Genomic DNA, 14,440 nt, shown 5'->3' with positions numbered 1-14,440 from the left:
TTCAGAGATACACCACTCAGCCGCTGACCAGCGCCACCGCGCAATAAATGACGGCGGCGCCCAGCAGCGTCATCAGCGTGGTCAGCAGCTTGGGATGGGCGTGGTGGCTTTCCGGAATCAGGTCGCTGGCGCCGATGTAAAGGAAGAAGCCGCCGAACAGGGCCAGCGCCACGCCCAGTACGGTCTGCGGGATGGTGAAGAGGAAGGTCAGGCCGATGCCCGCCGCCGGGGCCAGTGCGTCGGCCAGCAGCCAGCGCAGCGCCCGCTGCCGGGTGCCCCCGTTCTTGAGGACGATATTGGTGGTATTGATGCCGTCGGAGAAATCGTGGGCCAGCACGGCCACGGCCACCACCGCGCCGATCGACGCCGATGCCTGGAAGGCGGTGCCGATGGCGATGCCGTCGAGCAGGCTGTGCGCCGACAGGCTGACGGCGCCGAGTGAACCGCGCGGCGCGAAATTGCGGATGTCGCCGCCATGGTCGTGGACGTGATCGTGGCCATTCTCGTGATGGGCGCCATGGCCGTGGCCGAGGAAGAACTGCATGCGGTCCAGCACCAGATAGAACAGGAAGCCGACCGCGGTCCACAGCAGCAGGGTCGCGGGTGCATGGAAGCCCTGTCCGAAGGCAATCGATTCCGGGATGAGGTCGAAGAAGGCGACGGCCACCACCGCGCCGGCGCTGAAGCCGAGCACGAGGTGCAGGCGGTCCTTGAGCCGCAGCGCGAACAGGCCGCCCGCATAGGTGGCGCAAAACGCAGCGCAGGCTATTGCCGCAATCAACATGTGATTCCCTGATGATCCTTCGGGGCCGGTCCACTGGACCAACCATCCGGCACCGCTTCAACCGGCTCGACATCCTGTTACATTATAACTATAACAACAAGATCCACTACCGGATCCGCCGGACGCAAGGGACCGCCCGGCGCGAGGGCCGCGGCTCATCCTGGCCAGGCCTTGCGCAGGGTCCCCGGCAGGTCGATCGCGTCCCTGGCCGAAAGCCTGTATCTCACGTTGAAGCGAAGCAAGGCTTCCGATCAAGGCGAAGGAGTTGCCGCTGCATCTGCACCGGATGAAGACGCGGTGCAGAGCGTCCGCGCAGGACTGCGCTGCTGCAACGCGAAGTGGACGCGGAAAGCAGCGATCTCCAGCAGATTCAGTTGAAGCGGACTTTCCCTGGCTTGCCGTAGTCGACCGGCATGGCGCGCCTTAAAATCCCCGCGCGATGCAATGCGCTGCGCCAGCTGAAAATATTCGCTGGAAATCTCTCCTGTTGCGCAGCAACAAAATGCACACCCGGTCACGTCGGTAACGCGCCCTACCCATTTGGGGCGTTGCGGGCGTTCCTGGCACCGTGTACAAGCATCATCATAAAAGCATTTTCAGAAGAACGTTTCGAGGAGCTCAGGATGAGGCGCCGCCAGCCGGTGTTGGTGCGACACGCAGTGCGCGTGCTCGCAGTGATCGTATGTGTCGCGGGGTTTTCGGGGTGCGAAGTGCAACAGGTGCGAGCCCCGGTTGCGGTGCGCGCGGTACCGGTGGGTGTTGCGCCGGTGCGGCTTGCGGGTACTGCCCGGTCCACGGCGGCGGTTGCGGCGCCTGCTGCGACACGGAAGGCAAACGCCGTTGCCCCTGCCGCAAGCACGTCTGCGGCGGGTGCGCGGGCGGCGCATGGTGAAGCCTGGCAGTCGATGCCCGGCGCGATCTACGCGGACCGGCAAGCGGCCGTCGTGGTGGCCGCGGCAAGGGCGCCGGCGTCCGCGGCGCCGCGGACCGCGCCGAGCCTCAACGCGCCTGCGCCCGGACCGGTCGTTGTCGTCGCGACGGCGCAAGCGGCATCGCCGAAGCCGCAGCAACTCGACCAGGACAATCATGTCGGCGCGTCCTATCCCTTCGGCGACGTCGAAGCCGAAGCGGTGCGTTATGCCGGCGGTCGTTGCAGCGCCGACATCTATCGCATCGCCTGGGCGGCGGCGGACCTGTTCCGGGTGCAGCCGGAATTCGTGGCGGCGCTGATCGAGATCGAGTCGGGCTGTCGCAGCGATGCGGTGTCGGTGGCCGGCGCGCGCGGCCTGATGCAGCTGGTGCCGGCTTCCGGTGCGCGCGAGGGCTATCGCTTCATGCATGGGACCGACCGCAAGCCGACGCCGGCGGAGCTGCGCGATCCCGCCACCAATATCCAGCTCGGCGTGGCCTACCTCGGCGCCCTGCAGGATCACTTTTCCCATATCGATGCGCCGATGACGCGGCTGCTGCTGGTCATCGCCGCATACAACTGCGGCCCCGATTTCATCGATCAGCGCCTGCCCGCCGACGCGCAGGGCTGGGATACGGAGCGGGCCGCGCGCTGGGTGCGCCGCAGCACGCCGCTGGAAACGCGTGCCTTCGTCGATGCGGTGATGGAGAAGGCGGCGCTGTATTCCAGCGCGGCGCTGTCGGCGCGCATACGGACGGTGGCGAGCAGCAGGAGTTTGAGCCCGTAAACCTCTGCCAATAAATACAAGGCATTTTGGAGCGCGCTCCATCATCCGGACGGACGGTGGCGTCGATTGCCCGGCATGATTTGATAGGACGGAGCGGAAGTTTCCGCCGACACCGTCCGTCTCAATGACACCCGCACGCCCTACACGCCCGCTATCGCGCCGCATCCGCAGTCTCTTCGCCGCCGCGCCTTATGCGGAGCCGGCCGATCTGCGCGGCAGGAAGATCATCGTGACCGGCGCATCGCCCGGTTCCATCGGCTTCGAGACGGCGCGGACGCTGGCGGCTTGGGGCGCGTCGGTGGTCATCACCACGCGCTCCGATCCGCAAGCCGCGCTCACGGCATTGCGGCAGAGCCTGCAGACAGTGGACGCGGCGATGGATGTCACCGCGCATCCGCTCGATCTGAGCCGCGCCGATTCCGTGAACCGTTTCGCGGCGTGGTATGCCGGTACGCAAGACCCCCGGCTCGATGTACTGGTCAACAACGCCGGCGTCCATCTCGACCTGCTGTCGCAGTGGAAGGAACCGCATCTGTCGGCGGACGGCTTCGAGATCCAGTGGCGCACCAATTACCTCGGCACCCTGCACCTGACCCATTTGCTGCTGCCCTTGCTGCGGGACACGGCGCGGCAGGTTGGTGAGGCGCGCGTGGTCAACGTGGTGTCGATGCTGCACACGCGTGGCTCCAACGCGGGACTGTTCGCGCCACCGCAGCCCTACAATTCCTGGACCGCCTACGGGCTGTCCAAGCTGGCGCTGGTGCATGCCACGTTCGAGTTGCAACGCCGCTATGCCGAGACGTCGAAGGTACAGGCGTACTGCCTGCATCCCGGTGCGGTGTTCACCAACATCGCAGCCAAAGGGCTGGCGGGAAACCGGCTGATCGAAGCTGTGCGCAATGCGCTGGCACCGGTGGAAGGTTTTTTCCTGCTGACGCCGGAGGAAGGGGCGCAGACGCAGATCCACTGCGCCACGCATCCGCGGCTCGCCGGCGGCCTGTATTACGACAAGTGCCGGCCGGCGCAGCCCAGTGCGGAGGCACTGGACCGCGCCGTCGCCGCACGCCTATGGGATGAGACAGAGGCGTGGGTGAAGACTTTGCGCTGAATTTCAGTAGCCGCCCTATGCCTCAATCCGGGACAGTAGGGCGGCCTGTGGCCGCCGTTGCTCCGTCCGGGTGGAGCGCAGCGGCGGCCACGGGCCGCCCTACGGCTTGATCCACCCCAGGGCCATCAGCTTCATCTTGATCATCAGGCAGATGAAGTGCCAGGCGGTCTTGATCTGGTCCCAGGCGCTGGGCTTGTAACGCGCCTGCTGGCGGATGTAGTGGCGCAGGGCGGTGAGGTCCTCGTCGCTCAATTCGGCGAAGGGGGGCATACCCTTGCTCTGCAGGCCGCCGTTCTTGACCACGGCGGCGAAGGCTTCGGCGGACAGCGGGATGGCCGAGGCGCGCAGGTCGGGAGCGAAGCCGCCGGCGACGACGGCGGTGCCGTGGCAGATCAGGCAGTGCTGGTAGAGAACCTTGCCCTTCTCGGCCAGGGCGGGATCGACCTTGAAGGCGGCGTCATCCACCGGCACCGGCTGTGCGGAAGGCGGCGACGGCGGCAGGGTGGCGGTGCCGCCCAGCGCGTAGGTGAGCAGGCGGCGCGGATGGTTGCGCCCGACCCAGCCGTGCTGGGCGCTAAGCGAGCCGAGTAGCATCTGGCCGCCGGCCCAGCCGGCGAGGATGCTGACGTACTGCTTGCCGCCGACGCTGTAGGTGATTGGCGGTGCCTGGGTGCCGACGCCCATGTCGGCGCTCCACAGCACGGCGCCGGTGCTGTCGTCGCGGGCGACGAACTTGCCGTCGGACTGGCCCTGGAACACCAGGCCGCCGTGGGTGCTCATGACGCCGCCATTGGTGGCGCCGGGCAGCGGGATTTCCCAGGCCTTCTTCTGCGTGGCCGGATTCCAGGCCAGCAGGGAACTGCTGCCGGCGCTCTTCGGCACGTCGTCGAAGAAGGCGTGGATGCCCATGGAGCCGTCGCGGTCCATGTCGTAGGTCTTGGGGTCGAAGCCCTTGTCGTTGTAGTAGCCGGCCAGCTCGTGCGCCGGGATATAGGTGAGGCCGGTGTCCGGGCTGAAGGACATGGGCTGCCAGTTGTGCAGGCCGCCGGAGCCGGGCCACATCAGGGCCTCGCCGTCCTCGTAGCGCACGCCGGGTTCCTCGATCGGCCGGCCGGTCGCCATGTCGATGCCCTTGGCCCAGGTGACCTTGCCCAGCTTCTCGGCGGAGATCAGCTTGCCGGTCTCGCGGTCGAGGACATAGAAGAAGCCGTTCTTCGGCGCGTGCAGGATCACCTTGCGCGGCTTGCCGTCGATGTTGATGGTGGCCAGCACCATGTCCATGGTGGAATTGAAGTCCCAGCTTTCGCCGGGGGCGGTCTGGTAGTGCCAGACGTACTCACCGGTATCGGCGTCGAGCGCCACCACCGAGCACAGGAACAGGTTGTCGCCGCCGCCGGGGCTGCGCAGCTTGGCGTTCCAGGGGCCGCCGTTGCCGGTGCCGATGTAGACGCGGTTGAGTTCCGGGTCGTAGGTCATGGCGTTCCAGGCGGTGCCGCCGCCGCCGAACTTCCACCACTGCCCGTTCCAGGTCTTCGCGGCCATTTCCATGGCCTTGTTCTCGAAGCCCTTGGCGGGATCGCCCGGCACGATGTACCAGCGCCAGTCCTGCTTGCCGGTCTCGGCGTCGTAGGCGGTGACATAGCCACGGACGTGGCCGAAGTCGGCGCCGCCGTGGCCGATGATGACCTTGCCGTTGAACACGCGCGGCGCACCGGTGATGTAGCGGTTGTCGCCCGGTTCGGTGGTGAGGGTTTCCCATAGCAGCTTGCCGCTCTTGGCGTCGAGCGCGAACAGGCGCCCGTCCTGCACGCCGGCGATGACCTTGCCCTTCCAGAAGGACAGGCCGCGAATGCCCCAGGCCATGCGCATCTTGACGGGGTCGACCTTGGGGTCGTAGCTCCACAGCTGCTTGCCGCTGACGGCGTCCACCGCATAGATGACGCTGAAGCCGACGGCGATGTAGATGACGCCGTCCACTTCCACCGGCGCCGAGGAGACGTTCCACACGTCGGGCAGGTCCAGCGACCAGGCCAGGCCGAGCTTGGGCACGGTCTGCTTGTTGATCTGGTCGAGCGGGCTGAAGCGCTGCTCGCTGAAGGTGCGGCCGAAGGCGCCCCAGTCGGTGCCGTCCGCCTCGTTGCCGAGCGTGGCGTTGTCGACGTCGGCGACGGCCTGCGCTGTACACAGCAGCAGGGCCGTTGCGGCGGCGATCGAGAATTTGCGGAACCGCGCCTTGCCTGCACCCATCATGGTTCTTTCCTCCACTGGCCGCGGCGGATCAGGAGCCTATGGGCTCCAAGGCGCTGCGGATTATTGTTTGCCGTTGCCGGCCGCATGCCGGGCGGGAGCACTTTGAAGTGCGCCTTCACCCGGGATGCCGCGGCCAAGCGCAGCTTGGCACAGGGGGCGGGGCGCCCGTCTCGTCCGTCCGCAGGAGATGCGGCGGGGCGGGTTTCGCAAAATGGGCGGTGCGACAGCGGGGGTTTGCGCGCCCCGTGGTTCAATCCAGCAGGGGACTGTCGTTGCCGGCCTTCCAGCCGAATTTCTTCAGGTCGATCTTTCCCTTCACCACGATGACGCCTTCGTCACGCAGACGCTTGCGCTGCTCGCGAAAGCCTGGGCTGTTCGGCGGCAGGGCGATGCGGCCCTGCGAATTGATCACCCGGTACCAGGGCAGTTTCATCGCAGCGGGGGCGAGGCCGAGGACGGCGCCGACCATGCGGGCATGACGCGGCAGGCCGGCGAGACGGGCCACTTGTCCATAGCTGGCGACGCGTCCATGCGGAATGGTTCTGACGATCTTCCAGATGGCCGCATGTGAGGCATTCGTTGGCATTTCGTGTTAGGTTCCGTGCCGGCTCCGGTGCCTTGGGAGGCGTTGTCTACCGGGTTCAGAAGCCGTTCAGTAAATACCAATGATACTTGCCGCGCCGATTCAAACCGTACAGCGGAATGAACGACGGCATGACACCATCACCTAGGAGATCACAATGAGTTCCAAGCTGCTTTCCACCCTGCTGGTTTCGGGCGCCCTGCTGGTTGCTGGCCAGGTTTTCGCCGCTGACGCCCCCGCCGCTGCCCCGGCCGCTCCGGCTGCCGCCGCTGCTCCGGCTGCCGCCCCGGCCGCCGAAGCTGCCCCGGCTCCGAAGAAGAAGGCCAAGAAGCACAAGAAGGCCAAGGCTGCTCCGGCCGCCGACGCTGCTGCTCCGGCCCCGGCCGCGAAGTAAGCCGAACGCAGTACGCTGTCCGAAAGGCGGCCGCAGAATCTGCGGCCGCCTTTTTCTTTGGGGCGGCGATTTTGCCGCCGTGAAAGAAAGTCTTTTCGAGGGGCCGCTATTCAGGATCGATTCAGCCGGACGCTTGCATCATGCGGGCGTCGAAGGGACGGGTGAATCCATCCAAACCCTCGACACCACTGAAGAAACTCAAAGGAGCTTTTGGTCAATGAACAGCAAACTGATGTCCGGTCTGGCCCTGGCAACCGTGCTTGCCGCAGGTGCGGCGTTTGCCGACGGGGAGGCCAAGGCCGGCCTCGGCGCGAATCTCGGCCTGGGTACGGGCGCGACGGTGCAGACCGACGCCAGCGCACAAGGCGGCCTGGGCCTGGGCAGCACCCTGAAGGACACCACCAGCGCCGCCACCGGCACGGTGAAGAGCACCGCGCAGGCGGCGACCGACACCGCCAAGGGCACGGCGCAGGCCGCGACCGACAAGGTCAAGACCACTGCCGCCGCCACCAAGGATAGCGCCAAGGAGCATGTGGCGAAGATCAAGACCAAGGCGTCCGATGCGAAGACCGCGGCCAAGGCCAAGGTCGATGCGACGACGGCCGGCGCCAGCGCCACCGTCAGCAATGCCCTGCCGAGTGCTTCGCTCAATACCGGCGTGTCGGCGACGACCAGTGCCGGCGTCGCCAAGTAAGACGCTTTTCGCGGTTCTGTTGTAAGCGCGTTGTAAGGGAGTCCGGCACGGGGCATCGGGCCGGGCTCCCGGTTTTTTAGATTTTTTTAACAGGCGCAAAGACAGCAATGGCAACAAAAAAAGCGGCCGGGAATCTCCCGGCCGCTTTTTTAAGGACGCGTCAGCCTCAGGCGAACAGTTCGTTGAAGAGCAGTTCGCGATTGGGGCCGGAAGCCCACTGCACCAGGGCCTCGGGGCAGTGCTCGCCCGGCTCGAAGCCGGTGGCGATGCGGTACAGGTCGGCCATGATGCGGCCGATGGCGCCGTGGTATTCACGGAACAGCGGATCGCTGCTGCCGTACATGGTGGACAGGGTGGTGACGAAGACCTTCGGCGGCACGTACGGCGCCAGGCGCTCGAGCACCTTGGCGGCGAGGACAGCGTCCTTGTCCTTGACGCCCTCGTCCACCAGCATGGCGACCAGCTTGGGATTGCCACCGGACTTGTTGGCGGAGGCCTTGCGCAGCTTGACGTCCTTCACGTAGTAGAGGGCGGCCGAGAGGACGGCGAACAATTCGTCGTAGGAATCCTCGGTGAAATTGACCTCATCCGGAATCAGGCCCTTCAGCGCCGGCTTGAACGCGGCGAGCAGCCCCGGAAACTCTTCGTCCATGCGCGCAATGCGACGATAGACCTTGCTGTCCGACATCATCTGTCTCCAAAGTAGTCATCAATCCGGCGCGCTGAATGCTGACGCCTGCACCCTTCCAGTGTAGCAGCGACGCCCCCGGAGGCGGGAAGGCCCCCCTGCATTTTTAAACGTGCGGAGGGCCCAAATCGGCAGTCTGCCGCCCCGGGTTTTCGCCGATGCCGGGGCTCAGTTCAGTTCGGTGGCGACGCGCGGGCTGCTCAGCAGGCGGATAAAGGCATGCCACTGGGCGTCGGAGCCGGCGTCGCGGCCGCCCTTGGCCTCGACGTAGTTCCGGATCAGTTCCTCGCCGTAGGAGTAGTTGATGATGTAGCTGCGGTAGTGGTCGAAGAAGGCGATGCGCTGGTGGGCGCGCTCGGGCGAGGCCAGGGCGTAGATCTGCAGCCAGTTGGCGGCGGAATCCGCGTCCATGCGGCCGTCGAGATAGCGCCGCGCCGCTTCGATGGCGGCGGGGTTGAGCGCCTTGGCGGCGCGGGTCACGCGGTCGTAGGTTTCGACCTGGCTCGCGTCGAATCCGGCCAGGTCGAACAGCTCGCGCTCGAAATTGAGGCGCTGGGCTTCCGGGAAGGTCAGTTCCACGCCGAAATCAGCGGAGCCTTCGGCGATGAAGGATTGCGGCGAATACAGCGGATAGACCTGGTATTCCGGCCAGCCCTGGCCGCGCACCAGGTCCTTTTCCAGCAGGCTGTTGTAGACGTGGTGGCCGGGGTAGCCCTCGTGCGAGGCCAGCTGGATGACGCGGCTGATGCTGACCGGCTGCTCGGCGTTGACTTCGATGCGGCTGTAGAAATTGCCCTGGTACCAGTTGTAGGCGCTCCACGGCTTGTCGCCGACCAGGGCCAGTTCGAAGCGCTCGCCCTGCGGCAGTTCGAGGTGACCGCGCACGTGCAGCTGGGCGTAGCCGATGGCGGCGCGCATCACGCTCTGCAGCTTGTCCTTGGGGACGGCATAGCGGTCGATATAGCGGTTGTAGCGTTGCGCCAGGGTGCCGGCCTCTTTCGGCAACAGGGCGTCGAGTTGTTTCAGTGCCGGCTGGAAATCGGATTCGGCGTAGTGCGGCGCCTCCACGTCGTAGAGGGCACGGGCTTCGTCGTCGAAGGAGAACTTGCGCCCCTGCAGCATGGCGGCGCGCGCCGACAGGGCGCCGAGCTGGTTCTTCAGGTAGCTCTTGCGCAGCGCCGCCAGTTCCGGGTCGGACGGCAAGGCTTCCGGCGCCGTGGCAATGAGGCGCACGATCAGGCGTTGCGATTCGGATTCGATCTTGGCCGCGTCGAGCTTCTTTGCCTTCACCTCGTCGCGCCATTCCGGCGGTCCGTAATAGGCATCGACATAGCCTTCGTCCAACTCGCCGAGGGAGAGCACCAGCTTGACGTAGGCGACGGCGATTTCGTTCATGGTCATCGGCGGTAGCGGGGCCTGCTGCGGCGGCTGTGCCGGCGCGGCGGCCTGGGTCTGAGCCTGGCCTTGGTCGGCCGCGGGCTGCGGCAGGCGGGTGCCGAATACCAGCGGGTCGTCGCGGTCGAGGTGACAGGCGGCCACGGTCATGAGGGTGGCCGTGACCACGGCCAGATTCCTGAATATGCGCATTTTTTGGGCTCTAGAACTGCGCGGGATTGTCCATCAAATCGGAGGAGCCGGGTACCCCTCGCCGTCCTTCCCCACGAGGGCGCCCGGAAGGGAGTGGTCGCCGCGGCTTTCACAAGGCTTTCACATGGGTGTAATGTTAAGCCGTACCGGCGAGGCGCCTGCGGATTACGGGCAAGGCGCCGGGACAAGGGGACAAATCGGTTGTTCGTCAAATGATCCGCTGCGGCAGGGCAGGGGACGGGGATTTGCGAGCCGGAACCGGCTGTTGCTGTGGCGGTTGATCCACTCAAGGAAAGAGGGAGAAGCCGCGTGAAACCTAGTCATGTCATGGCGATATTGGCGCAGCTGTTCCTGTGCGCCGCGCTTCTGGCCGCAGCGTCGTTTCCGGCGCTGGCCCAGGACAGTTCGGGAGACGGTACCAGCGCCACCAAGCTGCAGGCGGTGGAAGTCACCGGCAGCCGCATCAAGAAGTCGGAACGCGAAGGCCATTCACCGGTTCAGGTGATCACCGCCAAGGAGATGGAGGCCAGCGGCATCGCCACCGTCGGCGACTTCCTGGCACGCCTGTCGGTGAGCGGCTCCTCGCTCAACACCAAGTTCAACTCGGCCGGCAATTTCGGCTTCCCGGCCGATGGCGGCGGTGTCGGCTCCGGTTCCAGCACCATCTCCCTGCGCAACCTCGGTGCCAATCGGACCCTGGTGCTGGTGGACGGCATCCGCTGGGTCAACGAATCCTCGGCTTCGGGCGTTTCGGGCGCGGTGGATCTCAACACCATCCCGGCCAGCATCATCGAGCGGATCGAGATCCTCACCGACGGCGCTTCCTCGCTGTATGGTTCGGACGCCATCGGCGGCGTGGTCAACATCATCACCAAGAAAAGCCAGGATGGCGGGCTGCTGCACGCCTATTTCGGCAAGTACGAGAAGGGTGGCGGCCAGACCTACAATGGCAATATTTCCCTCGGCGGCCAGACCGCGCGCTCCGACTACTTCATCGACATCAGCCATTTCCAGCAACAGCAGATCAGCGCTTCGGCCTGGGATCAATCGTCTTTCCCGATTCCGGGACTGGGGCTGGCCGGCGGCAGTTCCGCCACGCCCAATGGCCGCTACATCTTTACCCCGCCGAACAACAACAACAGCACGCTCTGTCCGCTGGATTCGAACAGCCAGTCGCAATGCGACGTCACGCTCAACGGCCCGGTGAGCGGCAAGGCGAATTTCCCCAACGACTTTCACCAGTTCGGCGATGACGACCGCTTCAACTATGCGCCCTACAACCTGCTGCTGACGCCGTCGCGGCGCACCGCGATTTTCGGCCAGGGCCGCTACAAGCTGAACGATGACGTGCGCTTCTACTTGAAGGGTCTTTATCAGGGCCGGCACTCGGTGAACCAGGCTGCGCCGGAACCGATCTTCCTCGGTGCCGGCGCCGGTACCGGCGGCCTGGCCGACACGGTGGGGGTGGATGCCTCGAACCCCTACAACCCGCTGGGCTACACCCTCGACGCGAACACCAACCTGGCCCTGATCGGCCGGCGTCCGGTGGAGGGCGGCCCGCGCGTCTTCGCCCAGGATGTGAACACGCGCTACATCGGCACCGGCTTCGAGGGCGAGTTCCACCTGTTCGACAAGTTCTACGCCTGGGACATCAACTACGTCAGCGCCACCAATGACGCCACCCAGACGGTCCACGGCACCTACAACATCCGCCATATCGCCAACGCCCTGGGCCCGGTGGGCTCGTGCACGGCGCCCTGCGTACCGCTGGACGTCTTCGGCGGTCCGGGCACCATCACCTCGGACATGCTGAGCTACATCCTGTTCACGGAAAACGACAGTAGCACGCAGACGCTGGACGATTTCACCGCCAATCTTTCCGGCAGTCCCGTCACCCTGCCGGCCGGCACCCTGGATTTCGCCACCGGCTACGAGCATCGCCGCGTGCAGGGCAGCTATTCTCCCGACTCGGTGGTGGTGGCCGGCGAGTCCAACGGCGTGCCTTCTGCGCCGACCAGCGGGGCTTACACGGTGGACGAAGCCTACCTGGAGCTGTCGGTGCCGCTGCTGTCCAAGCAGTTCCTGGCCAAGCGCCTGGAGTTGAATCTGGCCACGCGCTATTCCAACTACTCCACCTTCGGCAGTACGGTGAAGAACAAGTTCGCCGTGCGCTGGGAACCCGTTGCGGACATCACCATCCGCGCCACCTACGCCCAGGGCTTCCGCGCGCCGTCGGTCGGCGAGCTGTACGGCTCCAAGGCGCGCTTCGACGACACGCTGGTCGATCCCTGTTCCGGAGCGGATGCCGCCACCCAGGCAAATTGCGCATTGCTGGGCGTGCCCAATCCCGCCACCTATCAGCAGAACAACACCCAGATCTCGGTGCAGACCGGCGGCAACAGCAGCCTGCGGCCGGAGACCGCCAAGAGCACCACGGTGGGCGTGATCTATAGTCCGTCCTGGGCCGAGCGGCAGGCTTGGTCGAGTCACCTCGATTTCGAGCTGACCTACTACAAGCACCGCATCGACAGCGCCATCAAGGCCCCGGACGCGCAGACCCAGTTGAACCGCTGCGTCGCCAGCGGCGATCCCACCTCGAGCTTCTGCAGCGGCATCACCCGCAGCCGTACCGGAGACATCAACGGCTTCAACAATATCCTGCAGAATTTCGGGCGGATCGATACCCAGGGTCTCGACTTCGGCATCACCTGGGACAGTCCCAAGTACGCCATCGGCCGCTTCGGCGCCAACTGGCAGACCACCTACACCGCGAACTACAAGCAGATTGCCACCGACAGCGGCCTCGAAGATCCGAAAGCGGTGGGCGTCGAGGTGACCGACAGCGGCATTCCGCGCTGGCGTTCCAATCTGCGCCTGAGCTGGGGGCTGGATCCCTTCACGGCAACCTGGGCCCTGCGCTACCTGTCGGCGCTGAACGAGCAGTGCGGCAATGCCGCCGGGAGTCCGGTCTGCGATACCACCAACCGGCTGCATTCGATTCTTTATGACGACGTGCAGTTCGGCTGGACCCTGCCGCTGCCGTACAAGCCGAGCATCAGCGCCGGCGTCAACAACCTGTTCGATGCCAATCCGCCGGTGTGCTACAGCTGCTCGCTGAACGGCTACGACGCCTCCACCTACGACCTGCCCGGCCGTTTCTTCTATGCGCAGATGAACGTGAAGTTCTGATCGATCGGCAGGTGCTGTGCAAAGGGGCCGCAATGCGGCCCCTTTTTTGTGGGCGGAAAATTTATCAAGTCGTCATTCCCGCGGAAGCGGGAATGACGATAGTGGATGCGCTACAACGCCAGCCTGCGCAGATCCTGCAACAGCTTCACCAGCAACACGATGAACCGTGCCGCATAAGCCCCATCGATGACGCGGTGATCGTAGGACAGCGACAACGGCACCATCAGCCTGGGCTGGAACGCCTTGCCGTCCCAGATGGGCTTGACGGTGGATTTGGACACACCCAGGATTCCCACCTCCGGCGCATTCACGATCGGCGTGAAATGACTGCCGCCGATGCCGCCCAGGCTGGAAATGGAGAAACAGCCGCCGCGCATCTCCTCGCCCTTGAGCTTGCCGTCTCTTGCTTTCTTCGCCAGCTCCCCGGTCTCCTGGGCCAGCTGCACAATCCCCTTCTTGTCCACATCCCGCACCACCGGGACCACCAGCCCATTGGGCGTATCCGCCGCAAAGCCGATATGCAGATACTTCTTGAAAATCAGGCTCTCCCCATCCGGCGACAGCGAAGCCGCGAATTCCGGATAGGCCTGAATCGCCTTGGCTACCGCCTTCATCACGAACGGCAACAAGGTCAGCTTGCCCCCGCCGGCCGCCACCAATTCATCGCTCTGGCTCTTGCGGAACGCTTCCAGCTCCGTGATATCCGCCTCATCGGTCTGCGTCACATGGGGGATATTCAGCCAGGCCCGGTGCAGATGGGCGGCCGACAGCTTGCGGATCCTGGCCAGCGGCTTGGACTCGATCGGCCCGAACTGGCTGAAATCCACCGCCGGGATGGCGGGAATCCCGCCCCCGGAGGGAGCAGAAACTGGTGCGGCCGGCGTGGGCGATGACAGCGCCCGTTTCACAAAAGATTGAACGTCATCGCGCGTGATCCGCCCACGCGGGCCGCTACCGGAGACTTGAGCAAGATTCACGCCCAGTTCCCGGGCGAACTTGCGCAGGCCCGGGCTGGCGTAGGGGATGGCGTCGCTTGAGGCTGGTGCAGCGGGGGCCGGAACCGGCGCTGAAGCGGCCGGAGCGGCTTCGGCCTTCTTCTCCGGAGTGGGTTTGTTTTCTTCCGCTGCGGCAGCCGGCTCGGCTTCCCCGCCACCGGAAACCTCCAGGGTGCACACCGCATCGCCCTGGGACAGCTTGTCGCCGACCTTGACCTTCAGGCCGCTGACGATGCCCGCCGCCGGTGCGGGCACATCCATGGTGGCCTTGTCGGATTCCAGGGTCAGCAGGGGGGCGTCTTTCTCGACAACATCCCCGTCCTTGACGAAGACTTCGATCACGGGAATGTGGTCGTAGTTGCCGACGTCGGGGATGGTGACGGCGAGCTTGGAAGGAGCAACGGCCTTGGCCGGCGCGGCTGGTGCCTTCTCCGGAGCCTTTTCGGCTTTGGGCGCTTCCTTCTTTGGTGC

General features: G+C 65.4%; 11 protein-coding genes. 5 read left to right on the top strand and 6 right to left on the bottom strand.

Features of this window, described 5'->3' with window-relative positions:
• Positions 1–16 precede the first annotated feature (16 nt).
• Positions 17–784: a ZIP family metal transporter gene (locus BP26_RS0112955; protein WP_029921010.1), complete on the bottom strand. Its 768-nt coding sequence runs from the start codon at positions 782–784 to the stop codon at positions 17–19.
• A 905-nt stretch (positions 785–1,689) separates the two neighbouring features.
• On the opposite strand from BP26_RS0112955, the gene BP26_RS29505 reads away from it, so the two are divergent.
• Both BP26_RS29505 and BP26_RS0112945 read left to right on the top strand, forming a co-directional pair.
• Positions 1,690–2,481: a transglycosylase SLT domain-containing protein gene (locus BP26_RS29505; protein WP_051748927.1), complete on the top strand. Its 792-nt coding sequence runs from the start codon at positions 1,690–1,692 to the stop codon at positions 2,479–2,481.
• 229 nt (positions 2,482–2,710) lie between these two features.
• Complete coding sequence (locus BP26_RS0112945) at positions 2,711–3,589, top strand: SDR family NAD(P)-dependent oxidoreductase (RefSeq protein ID WP_169740702.1); 879 nt, start codon at positions 2,711–2,713, stop codon at positions 3,587–3,589.
• A 99-nt stretch (positions 3,590–3,688) separates the two neighbouring features.
• Here the strand turns inward: BP26_RS0112945 and BP26_RS0112940 are convergent, their stop codons facing one another.
• Both BP26_RS0112940 and BP26_RS0112935 read right to left on the bottom strand, forming a co-directional pair.
• Positions 3,689–5,839 (bottom strand): PQQ-dependent dehydrogenase, methanol/ethanol family, encoded by a 2,151-nt coding sequence (locus tag BP26_RS0112940; RefSeq protein ID WP_036516827.1) that lies wholly within the window; start codon positions 5,837–5,839, stop codon positions 3,689–3,691.
• 250 nt (positions 5,840–6,089) lie between these two features.
• Entirely contained in the window at positions 6,090–6,425 is a 336-nt protein-coding gene (locus BP26_RS0112935) for an MGMT family protein (RefSeq protein WP_029921006.1), read from the bottom strand.
• Between the two features lie 154 nt (positions 6,426–6,579).
• On the opposite strand from BP26_RS0112935, the gene BP26_RS0112930 reads away from it, so the two are divergent.
• Positions 6,580–6,816, top strand: coding sequence for a hypothetical protein (locus BP26_RS0112930; protein ID WP_029921005.1), 237 nt, complete (start codon positions 6,580–6,582; stop codon positions 6,814–6,816).
• A 217-nt stretch (positions 6,817–7,033) separates the two neighbouring features.
• Complete coding sequence (locus BP26_RS26685) at positions 7,034–7,510, top strand: prolipoprotein diacylglyceryl transferase (RefSeq protein WP_029921004.1); 477 nt, start codon at positions 7,034–7,036, stop codon at positions 7,508–7,510.
• A gap of 166 nt (positions 7,511–7,676) precedes the next feature.
• Here the strand turns inward: BP26_RS26685 and BP26_RS0112920 are convergent, their stop codons facing one another.
• Positions 7,677–8,201 carry a hypothetical protein gene (locus BP26_RS0112920; protein ID WP_029921003.1) on the bottom strand — a complete coding sequence of 175 codons (525 nt, stop codon included), beginning with the start codon at positions 8,199–8,201 and terminating at the stop codon, positions 7,677–7,679.
• Positions 8,202–8,366: 165 nt separating this feature from the next.
• Positions 8,367–9,785 carry a hypothetical protein gene (locus tag BP26_RS0112915; RefSeq protein ID WP_157572508.1) on the bottom strand — a complete coding sequence of 473 codons (1,419 nt, stop codon included), beginning with the start codon at positions 9,783–9,785 and terminating at the stop codon, positions 8,367–8,369.
• Between the two features lie 309 nt (positions 9,786–10,094).
• Here BP26_RS0112915 and BP26_RS0112910 point away from each other — a divergent pair, with 309 nt between their 5' ends.
• The gene (locus tag BP26_RS0112910) at positions 10,095–12,974 is read left to right on the top strand and encodes a TonB-dependent receptor plug domain-containing protein (RefSeq protein WP_211254911.1); all 2,880 of its coding nucleotides are present in this window, start codon (positions 10,095–10,097) and stop codon (positions 12,972–12,974) included.
• 110 nt (positions 12,975–13,084) lie between these two features.
• Here the strand turns inward: BP26_RS0112910 and aceF are convergent.
• Positions 13,085–14,440 (bottom strand): dihydrolipoyllysine-residue acetyltransferase (gene aceF / locus BP26_RS0112905; RefSeq protein ID WP_029919546.1); only part of this gene is annotated, 1,356 nt, incomplete at its 5' end.

It is taken from the genome of Nevskia soli DSM 19509, assembly GCF_000711955.1.
In the GTDB taxonomy this organism is placed as follows: Bacteria; Pseudomonadota; Gammaproteobacteria; order Nevskiales; family Nevskiaceae; genus Nevskia; species Nevskia soli.
This window is presented reverse-complemented; position numbering and strand designations above follow the sequence as displayed.

Bases quoted from the DNA above. Each gene is read 5' to 3' on its own strand.
- BP26_RS29505 (WP_051748927.1), top strand. From the start codon at position 1,690: ATGCCCGGCGCGATCTACGCGGACCGGCAAGCGGCCGTCGTGGTGGCC.
- BP26_RS0112940 (WP_036516827.1), bottom strand. From the start codon at position 5,839: ATGATGGGTGCAGGCAAGGCGCGGTTCCGCAAATTCTCGATCGCCGCC.
- BP26_RS0112955 (WP_029921010.1), bottom strand. From the start codon at position 784: ATGTTGATTGCGGCAATAGCCTGCGCTGCGTTTTGCGCCACCTATGCG.
- BP26_RS0112920 (WP_029921003.1), bottom strand. From the start codon at position 8,201: ATGATGTCGGACAGCAAGGTCTATCGTCGCATTGCGCGCATGGACGAA.
- BP26_RS0112915 (WP_157572508.1), bottom strand. From the start codon at position 9,785: ATGCGCATATTCAGGAATCTGGCCGTGGTCACGGCCACCCTCATGACC.
- BP26_RS26685 (WP_029921004.1), top strand. From the start codon at position 7,034: ATGAACAGCAAACTGATGTCCGGTCTGGCCCTGGCAACCGTGCTTGCC.
- BP26_RS0112930 (WP_029921005.1), top strand. From the start codon at position 6,580: ATGAGTTCCAAGCTGCTTTCCACCCTGCTGGTTTCGGGCGCCCTGCTG.
- BP26_RS0112935 (WP_029921006.1), bottom strand. From the start codon at position 6,425: ATGCCAACGAATGCCTCACATGCGGCCATCTGGAAGATCGTCAGAACC.